The following is a 24246-nucleotide window of genomic DNA, read 5'->3' on the forward strand; positions in this document are numbered from 1 at the left end:
GCTGTTCTGCCAGGGCATGCTATACATAACGTAGCGATAGAACGGCTGTGGCCGGAGAACAGAGTGTCCAGACGCAATACTGGCGGCAGAATGAGATAAAAATGCATAACCGCCGACTAAAAACACCATCAGATAGCTATCTGTTAATATCCTTTAGCTGGAGGGTTTTTCTTTGCCAGCGCGGCCCCTGGCCTCGGGTATCGTGATGAATTTATTACGCAGTATCACCACGATTGCCAGTTCTTCGGTGATTTCCCAGCTAATTGGCGCGTTATCTATCTGGTTTATCTCGCACCGCTACGGTATGGCGGAGGTAGGGATCTATTCACTGGTCTACAGTATTGTGCTGGTGGGGGCGCAGGTCTGTATGTTCGCCTCTCAGCTTCTGATCCCCCGCCAGCCGGATGCTGCGCAACTGGCCCGTAACGTGGTGTTTTGCGCCCTGCAGAGTATGGTGGTGGCGGTGCCCTGGGCAGTGCTGACCGGCTGGATTTTTCACCTGCCGGTGTGGCTCCTGTACCTGCTCTCCTTTGCCAATGCCATGGTGCTGGTGGCGGAGAATCTGGCGCTGCGGGAGGGAAATTACCGGTTTCTGACGTTCCAGCGCATTATGGTCTCCGTGATTGTGATTGCCTCTGTCCTGGCGGCACCCGGTAGCGGGTGGTTTTATGTGTCGTGGACTGTGCTGCTGCTGTTGCTTATCGCCTGGTGTATTGCCCGCACCTTTGATCTGCGCACCGTACGCGCCAGCTATTTCACCCCGGGCAATAATCTGGCCTTTTTCCGTGAGCATCGTCAGCACCTGTTTAAGGTCGGCAGTGCCGAAGTGCTGGCCATGGTAAACAATAACCTGCCCATTATGCTGGTGAATTTCTGGTTCTCGGCGCTGGTTGCCGGGTACTTCTCGGTAGTGATGCGTTTTTGCCTGTCGCCGGTGATGATAATCGGCAACGCGGTGCGCAACTCTATTTTCTCCAAGTGGTCGATGGATTTTCGCAACCACACGTTTAACTACCCGGAATATAAAAAGATCCGCCTGCTGCTGGTGGTGATGGGGGTGGTCTGTACCCTGGGGATACTGATTTTCTACCCGCTGGTGATGCATCTGGGCTTCAGCAAAGAGTGGATCGACTCCATCCCCTCGTCGCGTTACCTGGCACCCTATATCTTCCCGGCGCTGGCCATAAGCCCCCTGACGGTGGTTGAGCTGATTTTTGGCTCGCACCGGTATTTTCTGCGTATTCAGATAGAGCAACTGGCGATTGTGCTGCTGGGCTTCCTGGTGGTGCCCTGGCTTGGCCATAGCTATGCGCTGGCGCTGCTGACTTACTCGGTGCTGACGCTTATCCGCTATATGTTTATTTTACTGCAGATGAATAAACGGGCCGCACTGCTCAGTGAGCAGATGGTCCGGATATGAGAGCCGGCAACGCTTATCAGGTAAGTCCGATGATTAAAAAGATTACCGTACTGGGCACCCGGGGGATCCCGGATGTGCTGGGCGGGGTGGAGACGCACTGCCAGAACCTGTATCCGGCTATCAAGGCCCGGCATCCTGAGCTGGAGATTTGCGTGATTGCCCGCTCACCGTATGTCGATTACCGGCGCAGCGAATACCGTGGGGTACAGACCAAAGCTATCTGGGCGCCGAAGAAAAAATCCCTGGAGGCCATCGTCCACTCGCTGCTGGCGGCCCTCTCCTGCCGCTTTGACGGCTCTGATGTGGTCCACGTTCACGCGATTGGTCCCGGGCTGGTGGTGCCCCTGCTGCGGCTGATGGGGAAAAAAGTGGTGTTTACCCACCACGGCCCGGACTATGACCGCCAGAAATGGGGGCGGCTGGCCCGTACCGCTCTGGTGCTGGGTGAGCGCCTGGCAGTAAAATACGCCAGCGAAGTGATTGTTATCTCTGAGGTGATTAACCGTCTTATCCAGAACAAATACCGGCGTATGGATGCCCACCTTATCTACAACGGGGTGAACCCGCCGGTCACGCTGGATGAGCAACAGGTGCAGCAGACCCTGGGGCAGTTCGGCCTGGTGGCGGGCGGGTATATCGTCGCCGTGGGGCGTTTTGTGGAAGAGAAAGGCTTTCACGATCTGATCAACGCCTGGCGGGCATCCGGCGTGACGCTGCCTCTGGTGCTGGTGGGGGATGCGGACCACGCCACCCCCTATAGTGAGAAACTGCGCCAGCAGGCGGCCGATAACGGGGTGATCCTCACCGGCTTTTTGCGCGGTGCGGCGCTTCAGGCGGTGTTCTCCCGGGCGCGTTTATTTGTGATGCCCTCTTACCACGAAGGGCTGCCCATCGCCCTGCTGGAGGCCATGTCCTGGTCACTGCCGGTGGTGGTCAGTGATATTCCGGCGAATCTGGAGGTCGGGCTCGATCCTCAGGTGTATTTCCCCACCGGCCACGTGGATAGCCTGGCAGAGCAGCTGACCCGCTGGAGCCAGGCAGGCCATGTGGATTACAGCCGTTATCTGCAGCGTTATGACTGGGATACCATTGCCGCCAGGACGCTGCAGGTCTATCAACAAACCCAATCATAGCCAGGTGTAGAGTGGATACTCCCGAAAAACGGCCCATGGTGATTGAGCGCTTTTACCAGGCGCTCGATGAAGACACCGCCGCATCATTATCCGCGGACCAGAAAGCGGCCCTGGAAGAGGCGGTATTGTCGATAACGCTGACAACCCGGCAGCGGATCGATATCCGGCGTACCGTCTCATTTTTTGGCCGCCGCTATTTTTATGTTTTTCTGGCCGGTCGCGACAGGCGCAACGCCACGCGCCATAAATCGACCCTCGGGCGTATGGCGCTGTCGGTGCTGGTGTTCGGGTGGCTGCTGTTTTGCGCCGTTTCGGTGTTTATCACCCTGTATCTGATCAAATCAGCCCTGGGAATTGATGTGTTTAAACATTTCCATGTGGGGCTCTGGACCTGGCTGATTGAGCACCAGCGCTGAGGCCAGGCCGGTATTCTGCGATACCGGCCTGCGGGTCACTCAGCCGTGATACTGGCTGTCTGTGACCTGCTCCAGCCAGTCTACCGGGCTGCCGTTGAGCGACTCGGCAATGGCGATATGGGTCATGGCTGTTTCGCGACAGGCCCCGTGCCAGTGCTTCACCCCCTCCGGGATCCAGACAATATCACCCTGGTTAATTTCCTGCTTTTCCTGGCCCCACTCCTGTAGCCAGCCGCGCCCCTGGGTCACAATAAGTGTCTGCCCCAGCGGATGGGTATGCCAGGCGGTACGGGCGCCGGGCTCAAAGGTGACGCTCGCCCCGCCAACGGTGGCAGGCGGTGTGGCCTGAAAAGGGGCATCAATACGCACTGTTCCGGTAAACCACGCTGCCGGGCCCGGCCGGGAAGGCTGTGAGCCGCTACGTATAATTTTCATCATCTTCTCCTGTTATGGGGATGTCTACGGACACTGCTGAGTGTAGATGGGATGATTGTTGAGTATTAGCCGGGTAAACGCGTAAGGTGTTGTGAGTAAAATTCATTAGTAGCCCTGAGCTGCAGGGTGAGGATAAGGCAACATGTTGAAAGATAACGTTAATGATCTTATCTCTTTCAGTATGGTGGCCCGGGAGCGCAGTTTTACCCGGGCGGCAGCGCAGCTGGGGGTTTCCCCCTCGGCCCTGAGCCACGCCATGCGCGGGCTGGAAGAGCGCCTGGGGGTGCGCCTGCTCACCCGTACCACGCGCAGCGTCTCTCTGACGGATGCAGGGGAGCGGTTGCTCAGCCAGATAGCGCCGTCACTCAGTGATCTGGAGGTGGCCCTTAACGGGCTGGGTGATCTGCGCGACAAACCTGCCGGGAGTATCCGCATTACCGCCGGGGAGCACGCGCTGGCCTTTGCCTTGTGGCCGGCAATGAAACCCTTTCTGGCCCGATACCCGGACATCCGACTGGAGATCACCACCGATGACGGTCTGACTGACATTGTCAGTGCCCGGTTTGACGCGGGGATCCGCCTGGGTGAGCAGGTCGCGAAAGATATGATTGCCGTACCGGTTAGCCCGCCGATGCGTATGGCCGTGGTAGGCTCCCCGGCATACCTGGCCCGGACGGGAATCCCGCAAACGCCCCGGGCGCTGCAACAGCATAACTGTATTAATCTGCGCCTGCCCACCCTCGGCGGGCTGTACGCCTGGGAGTTCAGCCAGAACGGGCACAGCATCCGGGTACGGGTGGACGGGCAGCTGGTCATCAACAGTCTGGTACAGCGGTGTGATGCGGCCCTTGCCGGGCTGGGGCTGGCCTATGTACCGGAAGATGTCGTGCAGCCGGATCTGGACGCCGGGCGGCTGGTGCGGGTGCTGGCTGAGTGGTGTGAGCCTTTCCCGGGGTATTATCTGTATTATCCCAGCCGTAAGCAGCATACTGCTGCATTTTCCCTGTTTATTGACGCCGTACGCTGGCACGCGACCCCCCGGAGATAAGGCGGTCTGTCGCCTCTGCAGGCATCGTCACCCCATAAATTTTTAGTAATAAGTTCCATTTTTCTTGCAATCGTCTCGCTCAGAATGATAATTGCTCGCAAAACAATAAGTGTTATCACTTTCATTTGCCCGGAACTTATACAAATGCGCACCAACCCTTCCTCTGCTATGCGGGTTAAGCCCCGTCTTCTGGCTGTGTTAATCAGTTCAGCAACTTTCCCGGCCGTCGCCGCCACCGCGTCGGCAGACGCCAGCCAGGCCCGCCCGAACGAGGAGACCGTCGTGGTTACTGCGGCCCCGGACGCAAGCGATACGTTTACGGCCGGTGGTGATCAACTGGTACCGGCGTTCCTTGATGGTCAGATTGCCAACGGCGGCCGGATGGGCATGCTGGGCGAGCAGAAAGCCATGGATGTTCCCTTTAGCGTTATCGGCTACACCTCAAAACTGGTGGAAGATCAGCAGGCCCACACCATTGCCGATGTGGTGGCGAACGACGCGGGCGTACAGTCAACCCAGGGCTACGGTAACTTTGCTGAAACCTACCGGATCCGTGGCTTCACCCTCGACGGGGACGATATGACCCTGGGTGGCCTGTCCGGTATTGTGCCGCGCCAGGTGATGGACACCCAGATGCTGGAGCGCATTGAAGTGTTTAAAGGGGCAAACAGCCTGATGAACGGGGCATCCAGCACCGGCGTGGGCGGGATGATTAACCTTGAGCCGAAGCGGGCAGAGTCAATCCCTGTCACCCGGGTCGGGGTGGACTACACCTCAGATTCGCAACTGGGCGGCAATCTTGATGTGGGCCGCCGCTTTGGTGATAACGATCAGTTCGGGGTGCGGGTTAACCTGCTGCACCGGGAAGGCGGCACTACCGTGGATAACGACCGCCGCCGCACCACGCTTGCCTCTGTGGGGCTGGACTACAAAGGCGAGCGCCTGCGCAGCTCTCTGGACTTTGGCTATCAGAAAAAAACCTTCCACGGCAGTACCGCCGGGATCAACATTACCAACGTTGATTTTATCCCCTCCGCCCCGGGAACGTCCCATAACTACAGCCAGAAGTGGGCCTGGAGCGATATTGAAAACGAATTCGGTATGCTGAAGTCCGAATACGATCTGCTGGATAACAACCTGCTGACCGCCTATGGCGCACTGGGCGGGCAGCACGCCCATGAACAGGGCACCTACAGCTCGCCAAAACTGATTGACGGCAGCGGTGCCGCCACAGCGGGCCGCCTGGATACCAACCGGATCAGTGATACCGCCAGCGGTATGGCCGGGCTGCGCAGCCAGTTTGCTACCGGGCCGGTTAGCCATAAAGTGAACGTGGGCTATGCGGCGCAGACCACGCAGATTAAAACTGCCTGGGGCATGGCATGGGGGAATGAATCCCCCACCAATATCTATGATACTCACGCGGTGCCGATGCCGGACAATGTACTGACTGGCGGGAAAAACTACACCGATCCGCTGACCACCGAGCGCGATCGCTCCCAGGGGTGGTTGCTCAGCGATACACTGGGTGTGCTGGATGACTCGGTCCTGTTAACGCTGGGGGCCCGCCATCAGAAAGTGGTGGTGACCAGCTATAACGTCAACACCGGTAAGCAGGAGGCCGCCAGCAGCTACTCTGAGCAACGCTGGATGCCCACCTACGGGATTGTCTACAAGCCCTGGGAGAGCGTATCGCTGTATGCCAACCACACCGAAGCGCTCCAGCCTGGCGGCACCGGTGCCCTGGGCACGGTTAACTACGGGCAGAGCCTTGGTATCGTTCACTCGAAGCAGAATGAAGTGGGCGTGAAGCTGGACTTTGGCCGGGTAGGCGGCTCCGTGGCGCTGTTTGAAATTAAAAAACCGTCGGTGCTGACCACCACCAGTAATAACCTGTCTTACAGCAAGCTGGACGGGGAGCAGCGCAACCGTGGCCTTGAGCTGAATGCCTTTGGTGAGCCGGTGCTGGGCCTGCGCCTGAACGGCGGGGCCACCTGGATGGATCCGGAGCTGACCAAAACCCAGGACGGTATCAACAACGGTAACGATGCCATCGGGGTGCCGCGTTTTACCGCCGTATTCGGCGCTGAGTATGATATTGCCCAGGTGCCGGGGCTGACCGCCACCGGGCGGGTTAACCATACCGGCTCCCAGTATGCGGATTCAGCAAATACCAAGAAGCTGTCTGCCTATACCACGCTTGATCTCGGCATGCGCTACCGTATGCAACTGAACGAAGACAAAAACGAAATGGTGGTACGTGTCGGGCTGGATAACGTCACCAATAAGAAATACTGGTCTGGCGTTGATTCAACCAGCGGTATCTACCTGTTCCAGGGTCAGGGCCGCACGCTGAAAGCGTCGCTGAGTTACGACTTCTGATAACGCAACCGCCCCGTCAGGGGCGGTTATTATATTTCCAGCTCAAAGGATAAGTTACCGTCAACCGGCCAGTAATAGCCCTGGGCGCAGCGAATGGGCGCCACGGCGGCAAACTGCAGATGATCGTCATTTTCCACCCCTTCCACAATCACCACCCGGGCTAACTCATTAAGCTGCCGGGCAAAATCTGCCATGGTGCGGCGATCGTTAATTTCCGCCAGATGCCACAGGACATATTTATCAATTTTTATCCCGTCAAAGCGCAGGGGCAGCGCTGAAATAGCGGTTATTGCCGCTTCATTAATATCATCCAGCCAGATGTTAATACCATAGCGGCGAACTTTACTGAAAATGGCGGCACCACGGCGGGTGAGCGCGTCCAGGTGCGCCATACACTGCAGGCAGTCCAGCTCGATATTATAGCCCGCCATGCGGGGCAGAACGTTATCTGCCCATTTATCATCCAGGAGCAGGTCCAGGCTGACATTAATAAAAACGGCCTGTTGTTGTGGTATACCTGGCTCCCGCAGGCGGGCTATCTGTAAATCAACAATATCGGATAATGTTGCCAGCGGCGCGTGGCGAAAAAACGTTTCAGCATCTTCATTTTCCGGGCGGCATAACATTTCGCTGGCGATGATTTGCCCCGTAGCAATATCCACAATAGGTTCAAAACGGCACTGTAGTTTCATGATGTTTTATTGTTATCCGTTTTTATGCGCCAGTGCTTCTCGCACCGCGTCAGGTAAGCCGGTATACGTTTATACCTGACGGTTATTGAAAATTAATATACAAAAGCGCTACAGATGACGGTTTTTTGCCACCACAGCTGCGGGCAGGAGGCGTAAGGCTAACGGGGATGCCAGTGGTCGGAAGGGAAAAGCGCGGGAGAAGACCGGCAGGTGTGCGGGAACGCTGAAAACAGAGACCGCCCCGTCAGGGGCGGTCCGGAGATCATCCTGCCCGGGCCGGATAATCTGTATAGCCATGCTCGTCGCCGCCGTACAGGGTGAGGCGGGCATCGGCGTCAAAGTCGGCCAGCGGCCAGTTATTGCGCAGGCGAATCGCCAGGTCCGGGTTGCTGACATAAGGCGTGCCGAAGGCAAACAGATCCGCATATCCCCGGGCCAGCATCTGCTCTGCGTGGGCTTTCGTCAGTTTGCCCGCTACCATAATGGTGCCCGGATAGACGGCGCGCACCTGCTGGCGGAAATGTTCCGGCACAGCGGTAAAGCGGGAAATATTTTCTGAAAAGTGCACGTAGGCCAGATTCATCGGCGCCATTTGCGCCAGGGCCAGCAGCACCACGTCGACAATTTCCGGGTCCGGATCGGCAAAGCCCTCAATCACGTGGGGGGAGAGGCGCACGGCGACTTTTTCACTGCCGATGGCATCACAGACTGCCTGTAGTGTCTCTGTCAGGAAGCGCACGCGGTTCTGCTGGCTGCCGCCGTAGTTGTCGGTACGCAGGTTGCTGGACTGGTGCAGGAAGGTGTCAAACAGATACCCGTGGGCTGCATGAATTTCCACCCCGTCAAACCCGGCTTCCATGGCATTGCGGGCGGCCTGGACAAAGTCGCGGATCGTGTCGTCAATGTCCTGCTGGCTCATGGCGCGGGGCATATCGGTCTCAATCATCCCGAAGCCGCCTTGCGGCAGCGGGCCGAAGACTTTATCCGGATCCTTTTGCGCAGAAGGGGCTACCGGCTGCTGCCCGGCAATGCTGGCGTGGCTGCGGCGGCCCACGTGCCAGAGCTGAACAAAAATCTTGCTGCCCGCGTCATGCACCGCTTTTGTGACCTGTTTCCAGCCTTCAATATGCTCGCGGGTGTAGATCCCGGGCGTCATTGAATAGCCGCGGGCCACGGCGGAAATCGGCGTGCCTTCGCTGATAATTAACCCGGCGTTAGCGCGCTGCTGGTAGTAGGTGGCCATCATTGCGTTGGGCACATCACCGGGTTGTGAGGTGCGGGAGCGGGTCATGGGGGCCATAACGATACGGTTAGCCAGCGGCAGCGAGCCGAGGCTGACATTGCTGAATAAGTCGTGAGACATTGCGATTCTTCCGGTTAACTGAACTGCGGGCAGCATAGCAAACGGGAACTGCTGCATTAACTGGCACAATGGCAATTGTCTTTTGCTGGCAAAGCAATAGTGGCGCGGAGAACCGCGCCAGCAGAGGATGAAAACGCAGGATTAAAACGTATAGTTAACCGAGAGCCAGTAGTTACGCCCCGGGTTCACATAGCCAGTGGTTGAGGCGGCGGTCTGGAAGTAGTCCCCCGCATAGGTGGAAGAGCGCCCCACCTGGTAGAGCTTCACATCGCTGAAGTCTTTATCCAGCAGGTTGTTGATGGCGCTGTTCAGGGTCAGGCTGTCGGTCAGCTTCCAGGACATACCGAGATCAACCACGGTCCACGCTTTGAGGTATTCGCCTTTGTCGTCATAGACGGCCTGCTGAATGGGGCTGAGGTTCTGGTACTTGCTCAGATAACGCGGTGACTTGCCGTTATAGCGGGTATTCAGCCACAGGTTAATCTCCGGTGTGCTTTGCCAGTTCAGCCGGGCATTGGCCATATGCTGCGGGGTGTAATTCAGCGGCGCGCCCTGATTGATGCCGTCCTGCTGTTTGCTGCGGGTAAAGGTGTAATTCAGGGCCAGTGACCAGTCCGGGTGCCCCAGGGGGATGTGGCTGGCAAACTCAATACCGCCGGTGCGGGCTTTACCACTGTTGGTAAAACTGTTGGTGAAGTCATCGATACGGTAAGAGACAATTTTGTTGCGGTAATCGGTCCAGAAGCCGGTGATATTGGCATTTAACCCGTTGCCCGGATCGTAATACAGCGCCGTTTCCAGACTGGTGCTCTCTTCGGGTTTCAGGTTCGGGTTGCCCACGCTGTTCACCTGGCCCTGGCGGGTCACACCGCTGATACCGTCATGTAACTGGCCAAGGGAGGGGGCTTTATAGCCGGTGGTCACCCCGCCTTTCACGGTCCAGTCCGGGTTAACATTCCACACCAGATACGCCCTGGGGCTCCAGTGGCCGCCAAAGACATCATGATGCTCATAGCGGGTGCCCCAGGTCAGGGTTAACGGCTCCAGCAGCTGCCACTCATCTTCCGCAAATACGGCGCCGCTTTTTTGATGGAAACTTTTCCCGGAGCTCGCTTTAACGACCCCGTCGGTCATCCGGGAGTCGGTAAATTCACCGCCGATAGTCAGCAAATGCGCTGTGCCAAGCGGGGTGAGGAATTTGGTATCCAGTACGGTATTGGTGTTGTTCAGCACCCGGGGCCGCCCGGCGAGGCTGGCATTTTCCGGGGAGAGGGCGGCGGCAACCAGCTGGCGGCCTTTGTTCTGGGTCTGGTTCCAGCTGAGGTTGGATTTCCAGATACCGGCATCAAGGGTGGTGTCGTGGCCGAGGGTGATTTTATTGCGCTCATAGCGCAGGGTCTTATCGTAACCCCCGGTCAGGCTGCCCAGCTGGCCGTCGCTGTTGTTGTAGCGCTGCCGGGAGCTGTCGAGATCCAGCCACAGGGTGTTGCTGTCATGGGTTTTCAGATCCAGCCGGGTGCCGATGGTGTAATTTTCCCCGGCGGTCGGGTAGGGGATACGGCTGACGGCGGTCTCGCTCAGGGAGGTGACGCTGGAGCCCTGGCGCTGGGTGGTGCTGCCGCGCACCTGGAGCGCCAGCCGGTCCTCAATCAGCGGGCCGCTGGACCAGAAGTTGGCCACCGTGCTGTTGCCCCATTTGTTATCACTTTGCAGGTTAATGCCGCTATTTATGCTGGTTTTCCAGCGATCGGCGCTCTTTTTGGTGATCACGTTGACCACCCCGCCGATGGCATCGGAACCGTACAGGGTCGACATGGGGCCACGGATCACCTCAATGCGCTCAATGGCGGACAGGGGCGGCATAAAGCTGGTATTCATGGCGGAGAAGCCATTTGGCGTGACGTCGCGGCTGCCGTTCTGGCGCACGCCGTCTATCAGGATCAGGGTGTAGCTGGGGGGCATACCGCGAATGCTTATCTCCAGCCCGCCGGTTTTGCCAGTGGTGCTCTGAACATCCACCCCTTCTACTGCCCGCAGGGCATCGGCCAGGTCATTGTATTTATTGGTCTGGAGCGCTTCCTGGGGGATCACGGAGATACTGGCGGCGGCGTTAGTGAGTTTTTGTTCGTGGCCTGCGGCGGTGACCACGATAACGTCTTCCGCCCCAAGGGCGGTGGTGCTTGCCAGGCCGCAGCTGGCGAGAAGTGCTGAGGTGATAAGTGAGAGACGCATAGCATTATCCTTATGGTGAAAAAACAGGCAGGGCATAAGGTAAAGGTGCGTCGGGGGCAGAAATATCCGGCAAACATCTATTTGCGAAAATTCTCAAATGCAAACAATAATCAATCAAACTTTACAGTGAGCCGGGCAATAAACAGGTTCATCGCGGGTTAGCGTGATATTTCCCAAACGGTGATTTGTGAGAATAGCGATTCTCGCCCGCTTCAGGTTCGGACATATGAACGCCCGGTGAACGGGTTCCGCTCCCCGACGATGGGCACTCATATGTTGTGTGCGGAACCTGGTCGCGTTCCAGGAGGGGGGGCCGGCCCCCTCCTGGAGACCTCGCCGGCCCGCGGTCAATCGCCGCTGCGCGGTTCGCTGCAACTCCGGCTTGCTCTGGCGGACCAGTCAGGATTATTCGCCTCATCCATGAGGCTCACCCCTCCGGGGCCAGCGCAAGCGCTGTTTAACATTGTTCCTGACAATGTTATGCGGCATCCATGCCTCAACCTTCCTTCTGGCTGCCATCCTGGCAGCCAGTCCTTGAGCTGCACCTGCGTTTTCGCCGATTGCCTTTATGCGGGGGTTTAACACCCTCGCGGTCGTTAACAAACGTTCAGCGGCATTTCAGCCGCTGAAACTGTGTTGTTGTACCGCAGGGGTTTTCCAGTCCCGCGTAAAAGAAACTGGCGGCGCGAAGCTGAAAAGACCAGGGGTGGCGGCCCGGATGGCCGCCACAGGGAGGGCTGAGACAGGATGTCGAATCCCGACCGGACCGCAGGATTGAGGCACAGCAGAGCGTATCGCGCAGCGACAGTTTCCCCGCGGGCCGGGGGTATCCCTAAAGGGGAATCGGTTGCACTGAACCCAGGATCCTGGACTAACTATTCATAGTCCGGAGATCATAAACATGAAATATCCTGTGGAAGTCCGGCTGGCAGCCGTTAAGCATTACCTGGCCGGAAAAGCTACACTAAAAGAGACAGCACGCCAGTTTAAGGTTGGAAAATCCCCTCTAAATCGCTGGATTCGGGCATACAGGCACCAGGGTATGGAGGGACTGAAGCCCCGCTCTCGCCATCCCTATACTGCCGAATTTAAGCTATGCGTTGTCCGTTACATCATCAGAAACCGGTGTAGTTGCGAGGATGCCTCCGCGCACTTTGCTATCCCTAATGAAACCTGCGTGCTGAACTGGTTAAAACGTTATCAGCTCAACGGCAGCAGAGCATTTAAACCAGCCAAAACTGCCCGAATTATCACTTCTGGAGTTGCTATGAAAAAAGCAAAATCCCCACCAAATCCCCGGGAGTTCAGTGAGATGACTCATGCTGAACTTCAGGATGAACTTGAATATCTACGCGCTGAAAATGCCTACCTAAAAAAGTTAAAATCCCTGAGAGAGGAAGAACTCAGGGAGCAGCAGAAAAAGCGGCAACAATAAACGCACTGCTACCAGATCATAAGCTGAAATATTTACTTCGCGCTGCGGCTTTGCCACGCAGTACGTATTACTATCAATGCGCCAGAAGTGATACCACAACGGACAAATATGCTGATATCGTGCTGGCTATACAGGCAATCTATAAACATCATGCTGGTCGTTACGGTTACCGACGTATGACACTTGCCCTGCGAAAAGAGGGTTTTACACTAAATCACAAAACTGTCAGAAAGCTGATGAAGGAGCATGGCCTGCTCTGTCAGTTACGACGTAAAAAGTATCGCTCCTATATGGGAGGATGCAGCGTAACAGCAGAGAATCTTCTCGCCCGTAATTTCAGGGCCTGTAGCAGCGGGCTGAAATGGTGCACAGATATAACAGAGTTTCGCGCCGGAACACATAAGCTCTACCTTTCCGTTATACAGGATTTGTTTAATAAGGAAATTGTTGCCTGGCATACATCTCTGAGGCCCTCTCTGGGGTTGGTCTGTAAGACGCTGGATAAGAGCCTGAAAGGGAAAAATTATAGGCCAGAGTTGATATTACACAGCGATCAGGGGTGGCATTACCACACACTCATGTGGCGCAGTATGCTGGCTGATGCAGGGATCAGGCCGAGTATGTCACGTAAGGGTAACTGTCTTGATAATGCTGTGATGGAAAATTTCTTTAGCCACCTGAAAACGGAGATGTATTACCGCAAGGAGTATCGGGATCCTGAAGAACTGCGACGGGATATAGCGAAATACATTCATTACTTCAATCAAGAACGTATCAGCCTTAAGACTGGAGGAGTAAGCCCGGTAGAATACCGGGCTCAGGTAGAAAAACAGTAATCAGGCGGTGTCCAGGTTTTGGGGTTCAGTGCAGGTATTCCCCTTTAGGACGCGACCAGGTTCGGTTGCCACAAAGAAATACCGGGGGGCGGGGAGCGGAACCCGTGCACACCACTGACATGGACAAAATCACTGGCACCGCAGCCCATCCCGGCACCATAAGGCCAGTGTGAATCGCCGGATTCCACTAAACCACCCTTTGGGAAAAGGCTTCAGCCGCCACGCTTAAATGCGATGAACCAATAAAAAGCCCCCAAACGGGGGCAAACATAAAATAAGAACACTAAGAAAAGGCTACAGAGAGGGGATGTACGCCCTGGCCTGTAGCGCGGCCAGAGCTAACTACCTGATAATCATAGCCCGTGGAGGCTGACCCTCCACTGACCCGTTCATGACAACCCTGTCATTTCGCCTTCTTGCGGTGGATAAGTTTATACACCGCCGGGATCACCAGCAGCGACAGCAGTGGGGCGGTGACCATTCCGCCTATCATCGGCGCGGCGATACGCTGCATCACCTCAGAGCCGGTGCCGCTGCCCCACATAATCGGCAACAGCCCGGCCATAATGGTGGCGACCGTCATCACTTTCGGGCGCACGCGCAGCACGGCGCCTTCGTGAATTGCCTCATTGAGCAGCGGGGCCGGTAATTTCTCCTGGTGGTTCCCCACCCGCTTATCAATGGCGTGGTTGAGGTAGAGCACCATAATGACCCCGAACTCTGCCGCCACCCCGGCCAGGGCAATAAAGCCCACCGCCGCCGCCACGGAAAGGTTATACCCCAGCAGATACAGCAGCCAGACACCGCCAATCAGGGCGAAAGGCAGGGTGCCCATAATCAGCAGCGCATCCTGCACCCGCCGGAAGGTCAGATACAGCAGCACAAAGATAATCAGCAGCGTTACCGGCAGCACCACTTTCAGCTTGGCGGTGGCGCGCTCCAGGTACTCATACTGACCAGACCAGCTCAGGGAGATCCCCTCGGGGAGTTTTACCTGCCCGGCAACGGCGCGCTGCATATCTTCCACGGCGGATTTCAGATCCCGGTCGCGGATATCCACATAGATCCAGTCAGAGAGCCGGGCGTTCTCGCTTTTGAGCATTGGCGGCCCGTCGTTCACTGAGATACTGGCAAGCTCCGACAGGGCTATCTGCCCCCCGGCGGCGGTCACCACCGGCAAGTCGCGCAGCTTTTGCAGCGAGTCGCGCAGTTCGCGCGGGTAACGCACGTTGATGGGGTAGCGTTCGCGCCCTTCAATGGTTTCGCCAATATTGTCGCCACCGACCACGGCGGAGACCATCGACTGCAACTCTTTTACCGAGACGCCATAACGGGCGGCTTTTACCCGGTCAATATCCACATCAATATAGCGCCCGCCGTCCAGGCGCTCTGCCAGGGCGGAGGTCACCCCCGGCACCTGGCTTACCACCCGCTCTATCTGCTCTGCGGTCTGCTCAATCAGCGCGATATTGTCACCGTTAACTTTGATACCCACCGGGCTTTTGATACCGGTTGCCAGCATATCGAGGCGGTTACGGATGGGCGGCACCCAGATATTTGCCAGACCCGGTACTTTTACCCGGCTGTCCAGCTCATTGATAAGTCCCTCCATGGTCATGCCGGGGCGCCACTGATCTCTGGGTTTAAAGCGGATAGTGGTTTCCAGCATGGTCAGGGGGGCCGGGTCGGTGGCGGTATCTGCCCGGCCCGCTTTACCGAAGACCGTGTCGACTTCGGGCACGGTTTTGATAAGCCGGTCAGTGAGCTGCAACAGGCGCGCCGCCTCCCGGCTGGAGATCCCCGGCAGGGTGGAGGGCATATACAGCAGGTCCCCTTCGTCGATGGCGGGCAGGAATTCGCTGCCCAGCCGTGAGAGGGGCCACAGGGTGGCGACCAGCAGCACACCGGCCACGGCCAGGGTGGCTTTTGGCCGTTTCAGCACCCGGTCCAGCAGGGGCTCATAGGCGCGGATCAGCGCCCGGTTAATGGGGTTGGCTTGTTCATCGGGGATCTTACCGCGAATAAAGAACCCCATCAGAATCGGCACCAGGGTTATCCCGAGCCCGGCGGCCACCGCCATGGAGTAGGTTTTGGTAAACGCCAGCGGGGAGAACATCTTCCCTTCCTGGGCTTCCAGGGTGAATACCGGAATAAAGGAGAGGGTAATAATCAGCAGGCTGCAAAACAGGGCCGGGCCCACCTCAGACGCGGACTGCTGCGCGATGTGCCAGTAATCTTCGGAACGGGGCTGGCGGTCCGGGTTATCGTGGCGCCACTGCTCCAGCACCTTGTGCATGTTTTCGATCATCACGATAGCCGCATCCACCATCGCCCCGATGGCAATCGCAATCCCCCCCAGGGACATCATATTGGCGCTGACCCCCTGGTAGTGCATCACGATAAACGCCCCGAGGATCCCGAGCGGCAATGTCAGCATCGCCACCAGTGCCGATCGCAAATGGAACAGGAACAGGGCGCACACCACCGCCACCACAATAAACTCTTCAATCAGCTTATGGGTGAGGTTCTCAACAGAGCGCTCGATCAGGTGCGATCGGTCATAGACCGGCACGATCTCTACCCCGGCAGGGAGGCTTTTTTTCATCTCTGCCAGTTTGTCTTTTACCGCTCTAATGGTGGTCAGGGCATTTTTGCCGGAGCGCATAATCACCACGCCACCGGCCACTTCCCCTTCGCCGTTAAGCTCGGCAATACCGCGGCGGATCTCCGGGCCACGGCGCACGGTGGCAATATCGGCGAGCATCACCGGGATCCCCCCCCGGGAGGCGACCACAATCTGGTCAAAATCCGCCAGGGATTTCAGGTAACCGGAGGTGCGCACCATATATTCCGCTTCCCCCATTTCGATAACCGCGCCGCCCCCTTCCTGGTTGCTGCTTTTAATGGCGGTAATCGCCTGGTCGTGGGTGATATTCAGCGCCCGCATCCGGTCGGGGTTGAGCACCACCTGATACTGCCTGACCATGCCGCCAATACTGGCCACTTCCGATACGTCGGGCACGGTTTTAAGCTCAAATTTCAGCAGCCAGTCCTGAATGGCGCGTAAATCTCCCAGGCTGTGCTTGCCGCTGTGATCGACCAGCGCATATTCAAAGACCCAGCCCACACCGGTGGCATCCGGGCCGAGAGAGGCTTTCGCCTCCGGCGGCAGGGAGGACTGCACCTGGCTCAGGTACTCCAGCACCCGGGAGCGTGCCCAGTAGAGATCGGTGCCATCTTCAAACAGGACATACACGTAAGAGTCCCCGAACATGGAGTACCCGCGCACGGTTTTTGCCCCCGGCACGGAGAGCATGGTGGTGGTCAGCGGGTAGGTGACCTGGTCTTCAACAATCTGCGGCGCTTTGCCCGGGTAGCTGATGCGGATAATCACCTGGGTGTCGGAGAGGTCCGGCAGGGCATCGAGCGGGGCGTTTTTGACGGACCAGACCCCCCAGGCGGCCATCATCAGCGTTGCCAGCAGCACCAGCAGACGGTTACGCAGGGACCAGCGGATAACGGCGGCAATCATGGCTGCTCCTTATGCCCGGTGTGATTCATCTGCCCGGCGGGCATGATGGTCGTGATGGCGGCACCCTCTTCGCTGACACTGAAGCTGAACATCACCTGGTCACCGGGGTGCAGATTGCGGCTCAGCGCCGGGGTAATGGTGAAGTCCATGGTCATGGCGGGCCATTTCAGGGCCGGTACTGGCTGGTGGGAGAGGGTCACCGTGCCTTCGGCGCTGTTCAGGGCGTTGACTACCCCGGTAGTGGAATAGGTGGCGGCGGTTTTTTTCTCTGCCGCGGGCTGGGTGGTGTCGCTCATCTGGGGCAGCGCGCTGCGCAGGCTGGCTTCGGAGTCGATCAGGAACTGGCCGGAGGTCACCACATTCTGGCCTTCGCTGAGGCCGGCGGTTATCTCTGTCCAGCCATCCTGGCTGCGCCCGGCGGTAACGGTGACCGGGGTAAACCAGCCATCCCCTTTGGTGACCAGCACCCGGTTGTTGCTGCCGGTCATGATGAGCGCCTCCTGCGGGATGGCGAGCACGCTGGGTGCCGGGCCCCCCTGCGCAAGGCGGGTTTGCAGATACATGCCGGGTTTCAGCAGGTGCTGCGGGTTATCCAGCACCACCCTTGCCTGCAGGGTGCGGGTGGTGACATCCAGATCCGGCAGCAGCTCTTCTACCCGTCCCTGGAACACTTTCCCCGGCCAGCTCTGGGTAGTGGCCTCCAGTTTGCTGCCGGTGGTTATCTGGCTGGCCTGGTTTTCCGGGTAGCTGATGACTATCCAGACCGGATCAAGGCTTGAGAGCTCAAACAGCTCCTGGGCGGCGGCCACCTGCGTCCCGGCGCGAATATTCAGTTTACTGATATAGCCGTCTGCCGGGGCGGTGAGGGTCACCCGGGTCTGGGGTTTACCGTGGCGTTCGGCGCTGCGGATCACCGACTCCGGCATAAACTGCAACTGCAGGCGGGCCCGGGCGGCGGCGGTAAGGGCGCTGTCGCCCATCCGGCGTACTGCCAGATATTCCTGCTGGGCGGCAGCCCACTGGGGATACCACAGCAGGGCCAGCGGCTCGCCGCGTTTTACAAACTGCTGGGTGGCGTTCACGTAGAGCTTCTCCACCACGCCGCTGGCAAGGGCGGGGATCGCCTCCACGCTGCGCTCATCGGTGGCGACGGTGCCGAAGGCATCGCTGTGCGAAGCCATCGTCCGGCGGGTGACCCTGGCCGTCCGCACGCCAAGGTTCTGCTGCTGTGCGGCGCTGATTCTGACCCCGTTTTGCTCGTCGCCTTCATCCGCGTAGCGGGGCACGAGATCCATATCCATAAACGGGGATTTCCCCGGTTTATCAAAGCGGGCGTTCGGGCTCATGGGATCGTACCAGTAGAGCACCTTGCGCCCGGTGTTGTCTGCCGTGGCGGCGGGGTTAGCGCCGGGCTGTGCCGTGGAAGGGCTGCTGGTGTGGCCCAGCCAGTAACCGGCACCGGTGCCCAGGGCAATCAGCACGGCGGCCAGGCTTAATTGAGTGGTAACACGCATTAGTTCACATCCTGTGGGATCAGGTAACGGATGGCAGCCCAGCTGTCAGCGAGGGCTTTTTCGGCATTATTTTTGGCGATTTCGCCGCTCAGGTAGTCCCGGCGGGCGGCGAGGATCTCAGAAAGCGAGGCGCTGCCGGACTGGTACTGGGCCTGAACCAGGGTAATTTTGTCGCGCAGCAGCGGCAGAACTTGCTGTGCCTGGCGATCGTAAATGGCTTTTGCGGCGTTGTACTGGGCAACCAGGGCCGCCAGCTCCGCCTGGTGCTGGCGAATCAGCTGGGTGAGCTGGTCGTTTGCCTCATAGGTGCGGGACATATCGGCCGCGTGGTCTTTGTCCTGGCGCTTACTCTGGAAGAGGGGCAAATCCACGGAAAACATCACGCCCGCCATATCGTCATAGTCATCTGACCGGTGGCCGTAAAAGACCTCGACCCCCACATCCGGAATGGCGGCCACTTCCGACTGGGCAGACTTCGCCCGGGCGCTGTCGGCCGCGCGGGAGGCCTGCACCACTTCCGGGTGCTGTTTGATACCGGCTATCAGCGCGCTCTGTTCGGCGGGTAAGCGCTCAATGCGCGGAAACGCGCCGCTGGCTTTATCAATATCTTCGCCGGTGAGTTTTTGCAGGTTGGCCCGGGCGATTTGTACATCCCGGCGGGCGTTGTCTTCTTCGTTACGCATGGCGTTCAGCGCCAGTTCGACATCCAGCACGCTGGACGGTGTGGCCCCGCCGCTGGCAACGCCCGCACGCTGGGTGCCTGTCTGGCGGCGGGTTTCACTGATAAGCCGCTGTACCGAGGCAAGCGTCTTTTCCGACAGGGCCAGATTGAGCCAGGCCTGGGCGGTGTCGCGCTGGAGCTTCGCGCGGATAATCGCCGCGCCGGAGGCGGTCTGCTGCGCCTGGGCGCGGATGGCATCCGCCTTGCGCTCGCGTTTGGTGCTGCTGATATATTGCTGCTCAATGCCTATTTTTTGCATCGTCATCCCTTCCCGGGTGAAGCGATGGGCGTTGCTGCCCTGCACCGGCACGTTATCCAGGCCAAATTTCAGCTTGGGATCCGGTAACTGGGTGGCGGAGTCCGCCATATTGTTCAGGGCATCGACCTGGTGGCTGTTGGCCGAGAGCTCTGCCGAGTAGCTTTCCGCCGCCCGGATAGCCTGGTCAAGGCTGGTGGCACCGGCGGGCAGTGTAACCAGCAGGCACAGCAAAAAGGGCAGCCCGGAAGCTGCCTTGTTAAGGAGGGGGGTCATAAGCGCTCCGGAATTATCGGGTGTGCGTTGTGTCCAGGGCGTAGCCCGTGGTGGTCTGGTGGAAGGTGAAGTCGATATTCTCACCGGCGCTCAGCGCAGCACCTTTGTAACCGGAAAGGTCAAAACGCATGGTCATGGGCGGCCAGTTCAGCTGTTCAATGGCCTGGTGGGCAATGGTTACGGTCTTACCGTTGAGGGCTTTAACCACCCCGGTTGCGTGGTATTGCACCGGGGCGGCGGTGGTTTTTGCGTCCATGTTCATGCCGGCCATCTGGCCGTTACCCATTGCTGCCAGGGTCGGGAATGTCACCGCGCTGGTGCTGAGCAGGGCGCCGGTCAGAAGAAGAGAGTGCAGTAATTTCATGAGGGTCTCCAGATAACTATCCGTGTGGTATCAGTGAATAACGATGCTGGAGACCATAATAGGGCGGCCATCCTGATGGCGGCATGACAGGAAAATGACAAGGCTGTCATTTTCCTGTTATACGGGCAGGCGGAGGGTAAACCGGGTGGAGTGGATATCAGAGGCGACACTGATATCGCCGTGGTGCGCCTTAATGATGGATTTGACAATCGCCAGCCCGATACCGCTCCCTTCCCCTTTGCGCTGGCGGGAGGGGTCCACCCGGTAGAAGCGGTCGAACAGTCGGGGAAGGTGGCTGGCGGCAATCGGCGTGCCCGGGTTTTCGACCACCAGAACCACCGACCCTTGCTGGTGGCTGAGGCGCACGCGCACCGTTGCCCCCTGCGGCGTGTAGCGGATGGCATTAGACAGCAGGTTATTGATTGCCCGGCGAATCATTAACGGGTCGCCGTGCAGCAGCTGTGGCTCCCCTTCCAGGGCCAGCGCCACGCCGCGCTCTTCGGCAAAGGCTTCAAAAAACTCAAAAACCTTGATCACTTCCTGGCGCAAATCGATCAGGGCATTTTCCGGGATCAGCTGGTTGTTATCCGCCTGGGCGAGGAACAACATATCGCTGACCATTTTGGCCATACGGTGGAACTCTTCAAGGTTCGAGTAGAGGATCTCCTCCAGCTCCCGGGTGCTGCGCGGCTGGCTGAGGGCGATTTCGGTCTGGGTTATCAGGTTGGTGATGGGGGTGCGGATCTCGTGGGCAATATCGGCACTGAAGTGCGACTGGCGGGTAAAGACATCTTCAATGCGCTCAATCATATGGTTGAACGACTTCACCAGCTGCTCCAGCTCAATGGGCACCGCGCGGGAGTCCAGGCGCACATCAAGGTTCGCCGACGAGATATTGCCTATCCGGGTGCTCACGGCCCGCAGCGGCGCGTGCCCCCGGTAGACGGCAAACAGCACCACCAGAATAATCAGCAGGCTTATCAGTGCTGCGGAGATCACCAGCTTATGTTTCAGGCCGTTAATATAGTGCAGGTGGAAATCCATCGACATGGCCACCACCAGGCGCTGGGTGATTTGCTGGCCGTTGTGGGTGGTGACCACCGGCACGGCGATGACCCGGTACGTGGTGGTTTTGTGCCGGGTATGGTGTGGTGCCAGTGTACCGTGGCCTGCCGGGCCCGGGGCGTTCCACAGGTAGTAGCGCTGATAGTGCCGGGCGTGCTCCGGGGTGAAGGTGCTCAGCGCCGGGGTGCTGGCGGTCTGAAATAACAGCTCGCCACGGGGCCCGGTGAGGTAGATAAACACATTCTGATAGGCGGCGGTTACCTTGCGGATATCATTTACCCGTGCTGCCAGGGGCTCCTGATTATCCGAGAGGATATGCAGTACATTGGTGCTTATTTGGGTGAGATCGTTAACATCCTGTTCGGCAAAGTGCTTTTCCACGGAGTTGATCATTATCCAGGTAAACACAAAGAACGCGACAATGGTGGAAAGGCAGATAAAAAATGTCAGCCGGAAGGCCAGGGAAAATGGCCGCTGCAGGGGGTTATTGCGCATCCGGGACCTCAAGCAGATACCCCACGCCGCGCACGGTCTGAATCAGCTTTGGCTCAAAATCATTATCTATCTTGGCCCGCAGGCGCTTTACCGCCACGTCGATAACATTGGTGTCGCTGTCAAAGTTCATATCCCACACCTGGGAGGCGATAAGCGAACGCGGCAGCACCTCCCCCTGGTGGCGGATAAAAAACTCCAGCAGGGTAAATTCTTTGCTGGTGAGCGTAATACGGGTGCCGTTACGGGTGACCTTGTGGGATACCCGGTCGAGCATTAAATCGGCTATCTGAAAGCGGCTTTCCGGAATGGTGTCGCTGCCGCGGCGCAGCAGGGTGCGGATCCGGGCCAGCAGCTCGGCAAAGGCGAAGGGTTTTACCAGATAGTCGTCCGCCCCCAGATCAAGCCCCTTCACCCGGTGCTCTACCGTGCCGAGCGCGGTCAGCAGCAGGATGGGCATCGCCCGTCCGGCGGCGCGCAGCATCCGCACGATATCCCAGCCGTTCACATCCGGCAGCATCACATCCAGCACAATAAGATCGTAAGAGCCGGTCATTGCCAGGTGGTAGCCATTAAGACCGTTGTCGGCCAGGTCCACTACAAAGCCCGCTTCGCTCAGCCCTTTACACAAATATTCGCCGGTTTTGGACTCGTCTTCGACCACTAATAACTTCATTGCGCCTCCACCCGGCAGTTCACCGTATTACCGCGCAGTCTAATCTGCCACCGGAAAAGAGAGAAGCGCCCGGAGGGAAAATGACAAAAATATCATCAAAAGAACCGTTATAAATGTTGCGAAGTGGTGTACAGAGTGGGGGTTTTACAGGCCAGTTTTCCATCTGAAAATGCTGTAAAAACAATACACTAATTAATGTTATTCCCCATGATCCAGAAAAATAACAACTGTAAACATTTATTATAATGTTTTTCTTTATACATCATGGTTTTTTGATAGGCCAAACCCATTAATTTTTTGAAACTGGCTGGTTAATAAAATGTATATTGACCGGGAAATAGCATGATGGCAGCAGCAGGTGGTGAAAATAGTATTCACCGCCAGCGGGTTTTCTGCGCTCAAAATTCCGGGTTGTGATTAGCCAGAAATATTGCCCGGCCAGCATGGCTATTTGCAATGGCACGAGTTAGTTACGCGCATTATCTGGCTGACGTTTGTGCCAGGTTTTTTATCGTATTCCGGCAAAGGAAAAGGCAATGAAAAAGGTCATTCTCGCTACGGCGATGGCAACGGTATTTTGTGGCGTTTCCGGCGCAAATGCTGCGGATCAAAATGTAGGTGGCGGTCAGGTTAATTTCTTCGGGAAAGTGACCGATGTTTCCTGCACCGTATCAGTGAACGGCCAGGGGAGCGATGCCAATGTGTATTTATCTCCGGTGACGTTAACTGAGGTGAAAGCCGCCGCGGCTAACACCTACCTGAAACCAAAATCATTCACCATTGATGTTACCAACTGCCAGGCCGCAAGCGACGCAGGCAACACCGCAGTGGGCGGGGATAAACTGGGCGTGAACTGGACCGGCGGTAACTTACTGGCGGGCGCGAACACCAACCAGCAGGGCTACCTGGCAAATACCGAAGGTGCCGGTGCTAAGGATATTCAGCTGGTACTGTCCACGGATTCTGACACGGCGCTGGCGAATAAAATTATCCCGGGTGCCTCTTCCCAGCCGAAAGCGAAGGGAGATACCGCTGCCGTGGCAGACGGTGCGCGCTTCACTTATTACGTTGGCTACGCCACCGATACACCGAATAGCGTCACTACCGGTGTGGTAAATAGCTACGCCACTTACGAAATTACCTATCAGTAATTTCCGTTATATCCGGACTGTTCACCGCTAATTATTGCGGGCTGCACCCACATTGCAAGCGGCAGTTTCTGCCGCTTATTTTCTGAGGTCACAATGAAAACTATTGCCCTGCTGAGCTGTTTAATTTTTAGCATTCCTGTCTGGGCTAATAACATTATTGTTAATGGCACCCGCTTTATTTATCCGGGTAATGAAAAAGAAATTACCGTTCAGCTTTCTAATACAGCCGATCGCCCGGCACTGGCTCAGTCCTGGCTGGATAATGGCGACGCCAGCGCCACGCCAGACACCATTACCACCCCGTTTATTATTACGCCGCCCATCTCCCGGGTGGATGCCCGGAGCGGCCAGACGCTGCGTATCCGGCTGGCAAACCCGTCTGCTATGGCTGCCGGGAAAGAGTCCCTGTGGTGGCTGAATGTGCTGGAAATCCCGCCGGTCGTTACCAGCGAGAAAAACGAAGGCAGCAATATTCTGCAACTGGCGATCCGCTCGCGCTTTAAGTTTATTTACCGCCCGGCCGGGTTAGGTAACCGGGATACCGCCCCGGAAAAACTGCTCCTCACGGCGGATGCTGGCGGGGTGCAGATCAATAACCCGACGCCGTTTTATATCACGGTGACCCGTATTTCGCGTAACGGCACTCACGCGCTCAATAAAAATACCGTGATGCTGGCGCCGCTTGCCAGCCAGCATGTGGCCCTGAGCGAGAGTGTGCGTGCCAGCGAGACGCTGACACTGAACAATATTAATGATTACGGCGCCGATGTTGCTGTGAAGCTCGCCGTCAGATAACAGGGAATTTTG

The 24246-nt window shown here is 57.6% G+C and carries 18 protein-coding genes; 8 read left to right on the forward strand and 10 right to left on the reverse strand.

The window, feature by feature from the left end; all coding sequences use genetic code 11:
* The first annotated feature begins 205 nt into the window (after nucleotides 1-205).
* Genes EBL_RS00085 through EBL_RS00095 form a run of 3 tightly spaced genes read left to right on the forward strand, consistent with a single transcriptional unit; the run spans nucleotide 206 to nucleotide 2969 of the window.
* Nucleotides 206-1420, forward strand: a complete 1215-nt coding sequence (locus tag EBL_RS00085) for a lipopolysaccharide biosynthesis protein (RefSeq protein ID WP_002443756.1) — start codon at nucleotides 206-208, stop codon at nucleotides 1418-1420.
* Nucleotides 1421-1449: 29 nt separating this feature from the next.
* Nucleotides 1450-2553: a glycosyltransferase family 4 protein gene (locus EBL_RS00090; protein ID WP_002443758.1), complete on the forward strand. Its 1104-nt coding sequence runs from the start codon at nucleotides 1450-1452 to the stop codon at nucleotides 2551-2553.
* Between the two features lie 11 nt (nucleotides 2554-2564).
* Nucleotides 2565-2969, forward strand: a complete 405-nt coding sequence (locus EBL_RS00095; protein ID WP_014715701.1) for a hypothetical protein — start codon at nucleotides 2565-2567, stop codon at nucleotides 2967-2969.
* A 39-nt stretch (nucleotides 2970-3008) separates the two neighbouring features.
* Here EBL_RS00095 and EBL_RS00100 read toward each other — a convergent pair whose 3' ends face one another.
* A complete protein-coding gene (locus EBL_RS00100) occupies nucleotides 3009-3404 on the reverse strand; it encodes a (R)-mandelonitrile lyase (RefSeq protein ID WP_002443762.1) in 396 nt (131 codons plus the stop codon).
* Nucleotides 3405-3546: 142 nt separating this feature from the next.
* Between EBL_RS00100 and EBL_RS00105 the strand changes: the two genes are divergently transcribed.
* Together EBL_RS00105 and EBL_RS00110 are read left to right on the forward strand one after the other, a co-directional pair.
* On the forward strand, nucleotides 3547-4452 hold the full coding sequence (locus EBL_RS00105) for a LysR family transcriptional regulator (protein WP_002443763.1): 906 nt from the start codon (nucleotides 3547-3549) through the stop codon (nucleotides 4450-4452).
* A 144-nt stretch (nucleotides 4453-4596) separates the two neighbouring features.
* Nucleotides 4597-6834 (forward strand): TonB-dependent receptor, encoded by a 2238-nt coding sequence (locus EBL_RS00110; protein ID WP_034920479.1) that lies wholly within the window; start codon nucleotides 4597-4599, stop codon nucleotides 6832-6834.
* A 29-nt stretch (nucleotides 6835-6863) separates the two neighbouring features.
* On the opposite strand, the gene EBL_RS00115 is transcribed toward EBL_RS00110, so the two are convergent.
* From EBL_RS00115 to EBL_RS00125, 3 genes are all read right to left on the reverse strand, one after another.
* Nucleotides 6864-7526, reverse strand: a complete 663-nt coding sequence (locus EBL_RS00115) for an EAL domain-containing protein (protein WP_002443766.1) — start codon at nucleotides 7524-7526, stop codon at nucleotides 6864-6866.
* 262 nt (nucleotides 7527-7788) lie between these two features.
* Complete coding sequence (locus tag EBL_RS00120) at nucleotides 7789-8889, reverse strand: alkene reductase (protein ID WP_002443768.1); 1101 nt, start codon at nucleotides 8887-8889, stop codon at nucleotides 7789-7791.
* A 141-nt stretch (nucleotides 8890-9030) separates the two neighbouring features.
* Nucleotides 9031-11121 (reverse strand): TonB-dependent receptor, encoded by a 2091-nt coding sequence (locus EBL_RS00125; protein ID WP_002443771.1) that lies wholly within the window; start codon nucleotides 11119-11121, stop codon nucleotides 9031-9033.
* A gap of 901 nt (nucleotides 11122-12022) precedes the next feature.
* Between EBL_RS00125 and EBL_RS20405 the strand changes: the two genes are divergently transcribed.
* A protein-coding gene (locus EBL_RS20405; protein ID WP_126298230.1) for an IS3 family transposase occupies nucleotides 12023-13392 on the forward strand; the annotation gives its coding sequence in 2 pieces (ribosomal slippage) (nucleotides 12023-12506 and nucleotides 12506-13392; 1371 coding nt in all).
* 403 nt (nucleotides 13393-13795) lie between these two features.
* Here the strand turns inward: EBL_RS20405 and EBL_RS00140 are convergent.
* The 6 genes from EBL_RS00140 to EBL_RS00165 all read right to left on the reverse strand — a co-directional run bounded on the left by EBL_RS00140 (nucleotide 13796) and on the right by EBL_RS00165 (nucleotide 22288).
* Nucleotides 13796-16924, reverse strand: coding sequence for an efflux RND transporter permease subunit (locus tag EBL_RS00140; protein ID WP_002440801.1), 3129 nt, complete (start codon nucleotides 16922-16924; stop codon nucleotides 13796-13798).
* Nucleotides 16921-18438 (reverse strand): efflux RND transporter periplasmic adaptor subunit, encoded by a 1518-nt coding sequence (locus EBL_RS00145; RefSeq protein ID WP_002440800.1) that lies wholly within the window; start codon nucleotides 18436-18438, stop codon nucleotides 16921-16923. Before EBL_RS00145 ends, EBL_RS00140 begins: the two co-directional genes overlap by 4 nt.
* Nucleotides 18438-19691 carry a TolC family protein gene (locus tag EBL_RS00150; RefSeq protein WP_002440799.1) on the reverse strand — a complete coding sequence of 418 codons (1254 nt, stop codon included), beginning with the start codon at nucleotides 19689-19691 and terminating at the stop codon, nucleotides 18438-18440. The genes EBL_RS00145 and EBL_RS00150 overlap by 1 nt, the downstream gene beginning before the upstream one ends.
* 13 nt (nucleotides 19692-19704) lie before the next feature.
* Complete coding sequence (locus EBL_RS00155) at nucleotides 19705-20055, reverse strand: copper-binding protein (protein WP_002440798.1); 351 nt, start codon at nucleotides 20053-20055, stop codon at nucleotides 19705-19707.
* A gap of 117 nt (nucleotides 20056-20172) precedes the next feature.
* On the reverse strand, nucleotides 20173-21615 hold the full coding sequence (locus EBL_RS00160; protein ID WP_002440797.1) for a Cu(+)/Ag(+) sensor histidine kinase: 1443 nt from the start codon (nucleotides 21613-21615) through the stop codon (nucleotides 20173-20175).
* Nucleotides 21605-22288, reverse strand: a complete 684-nt coding sequence (locus tag EBL_RS00165) for a copper/silver response regulator transcription factor (RefSeq protein ID WP_002440796.1) — start codon at nucleotides 22286-22288, stop codon at nucleotides 21605-21607. Before EBL_RS00165 ends, EBL_RS00160 begins: the two co-directional genes overlap by 11 nt.
* 536 nt (nucleotides 22289-22824) lie before the next feature.
* On the opposite strand from EBL_RS00165, the gene EBL_RS00170 reads away from it, so the two are divergent.
* Together EBL_RS00170 and EBL_RS00175 are read left to right on the forward strand one after the other, a co-directional pair.
* Nucleotides 22825-23439 carry a fimbrial protein gene (locus EBL_RS00170; RefSeq protein ID WP_002440795.1) on the forward strand — a complete coding sequence of 205 codons (615 nt, stop codon included), beginning with the start codon at nucleotides 22825-22827 and terminating at the stop codon, nucleotides 23437-23439.
* A gap of 93 nt (nucleotides 23440-23532) precedes the next feature.
* Nucleotides 23533-24234 carry a fimbrial biogenesis chaperone gene (locus EBL_RS00175; RefSeq protein WP_002440794.1) on the forward strand — a complete coding sequence of 234 codons (702 nt, stop codon included), beginning with the start codon at nucleotides 23533-23535 and terminating at the stop codon, nucleotides 24232-24234.
* Nucleotides 24235-24246: the final 12 nt, after the last annotated feature.

The sequence above is a fragment of the Shimwellia blattae DSM 4481 = NBRC 105725 genome, assembly GCF_000262305.1.
GTDB lineage: Bacteria > Pseudomonadota > Gammaproteobacteria > Enterobacterales > Enterobacteriaceae > Shimwellia > Shimwellia blattae.

Excerpts from the sequence above, each read along its gene's own strand:
- EBL_RS00085 (WP_002443756.1), top strand. The coding sequence starts at position 206 with ATGAATTTATTACGCAGTATCACCACGATTGCCAGTTCTTCGGTGATT.
- EBL_RS00090 (WP_002443758.1), top strand. The coding sequence starts at position 1,450 with ATGATTAAAAAGATTACCGTACTGGGCACCCGGGGGATCCCGGATGTG.
- EBL_RS00110 (WP_034920479.1), top strand. The coding sequence starts at position 4,597 with ATGCGCACCAACCCTTCCTCTGCTATGCGGGTTAAGCCCCGTCTTCTG.
- EBL_RS00140 (WP_002440801.1), bottom strand. The coding sequence starts at position 16,924 with ATGATTGCCGCCGTTATCCGCTGGTCCCTGCGTAACCGTCTGCTGGTG.
- EBL_RS00120 (WP_002443768.1), bottom strand. The coding sequence starts at position 8,889 with ATGTCTCACGACTTATTCAGCAATGTCAGCCTCGGCTCGCTGCCGCTG.
- EBL_RS00115 (WP_002443766.1), bottom strand. The coding sequence starts at position 7,526 with ATGAAACTACAGTGCCGTTTTGAACCTATTGTGGATATTGCTACGGGG.
- EBL_RS00175 (WP_002440794.1), top strand. The coding sequence starts at position 23,533 with ATGAAAACTATTGCCCTGCTGAGCTGTTTAATTTTTAGCATTCCTGTC.
- EBL_RS00100 (WP_002443762.1), bottom strand. The coding sequence starts at position 3,404 with ATGAAAATTATACGTAGCGGCTCACAGCCTTCCCGGCCGGGCCCGGCA.
- EBL_RS00105 (WP_002443763.1), top strand. The coding sequence starts at position 3,547 with ATGTTGAAAGATAACGTTAATGATCTTATCTCTTTCAGTATGGTGGCC.
- EBL_RS00165 (WP_002440796.1), bottom strand. The coding sequence starts at position 22,288 with ATGAAGTTATTAGTGGTCGAAGACGAGTCCAAAACCGGCGAATATTTG.
- EBL_RS00155 (WP_002440798.1), bottom strand. The coding sequence starts at position 20,055 with ATGAAATTACTGCACTCTCTTCTTCTGACCGGCGCCCTGCTCAGCACC.
- EBL_RS00170 (WP_002440795.1), top strand. The coding sequence starts at position 22,825 with ATGAAAAAGGTCATTCTCGCTACGGCGATGGCAACGGTATTTTGTGGC.
- EBL_RS00150 (WP_002440799.1), bottom strand. The coding sequence starts at position 19,691 with ATGACCCCCCTCCTTAACAAGGCAGCTTCCGGGCTGCCCTTTTTGCTG.
- EBL_RS00160 (WP_002440797.1), bottom strand. The coding sequence starts at position 21,615 with ATGCGCAATAACCCCCTGCAGCGGCCATTTTCCCTGGCCTTCCGGCTG.
- EBL_RS00145 (WP_002440800.1), bottom strand. The coding sequence starts at position 18,438 with ATGCGTGTTACCACTCAATTAAGCCTGGCCGCCGTGCTGATTGCCCTG.
- EBL_RS00125 (WP_002443771.1), bottom strand. The coding sequence starts at position 11,121 with ATGCGTCTCTCACTTATCACCTCAGCACTTCTCGCCAGCTGCGGCCTG.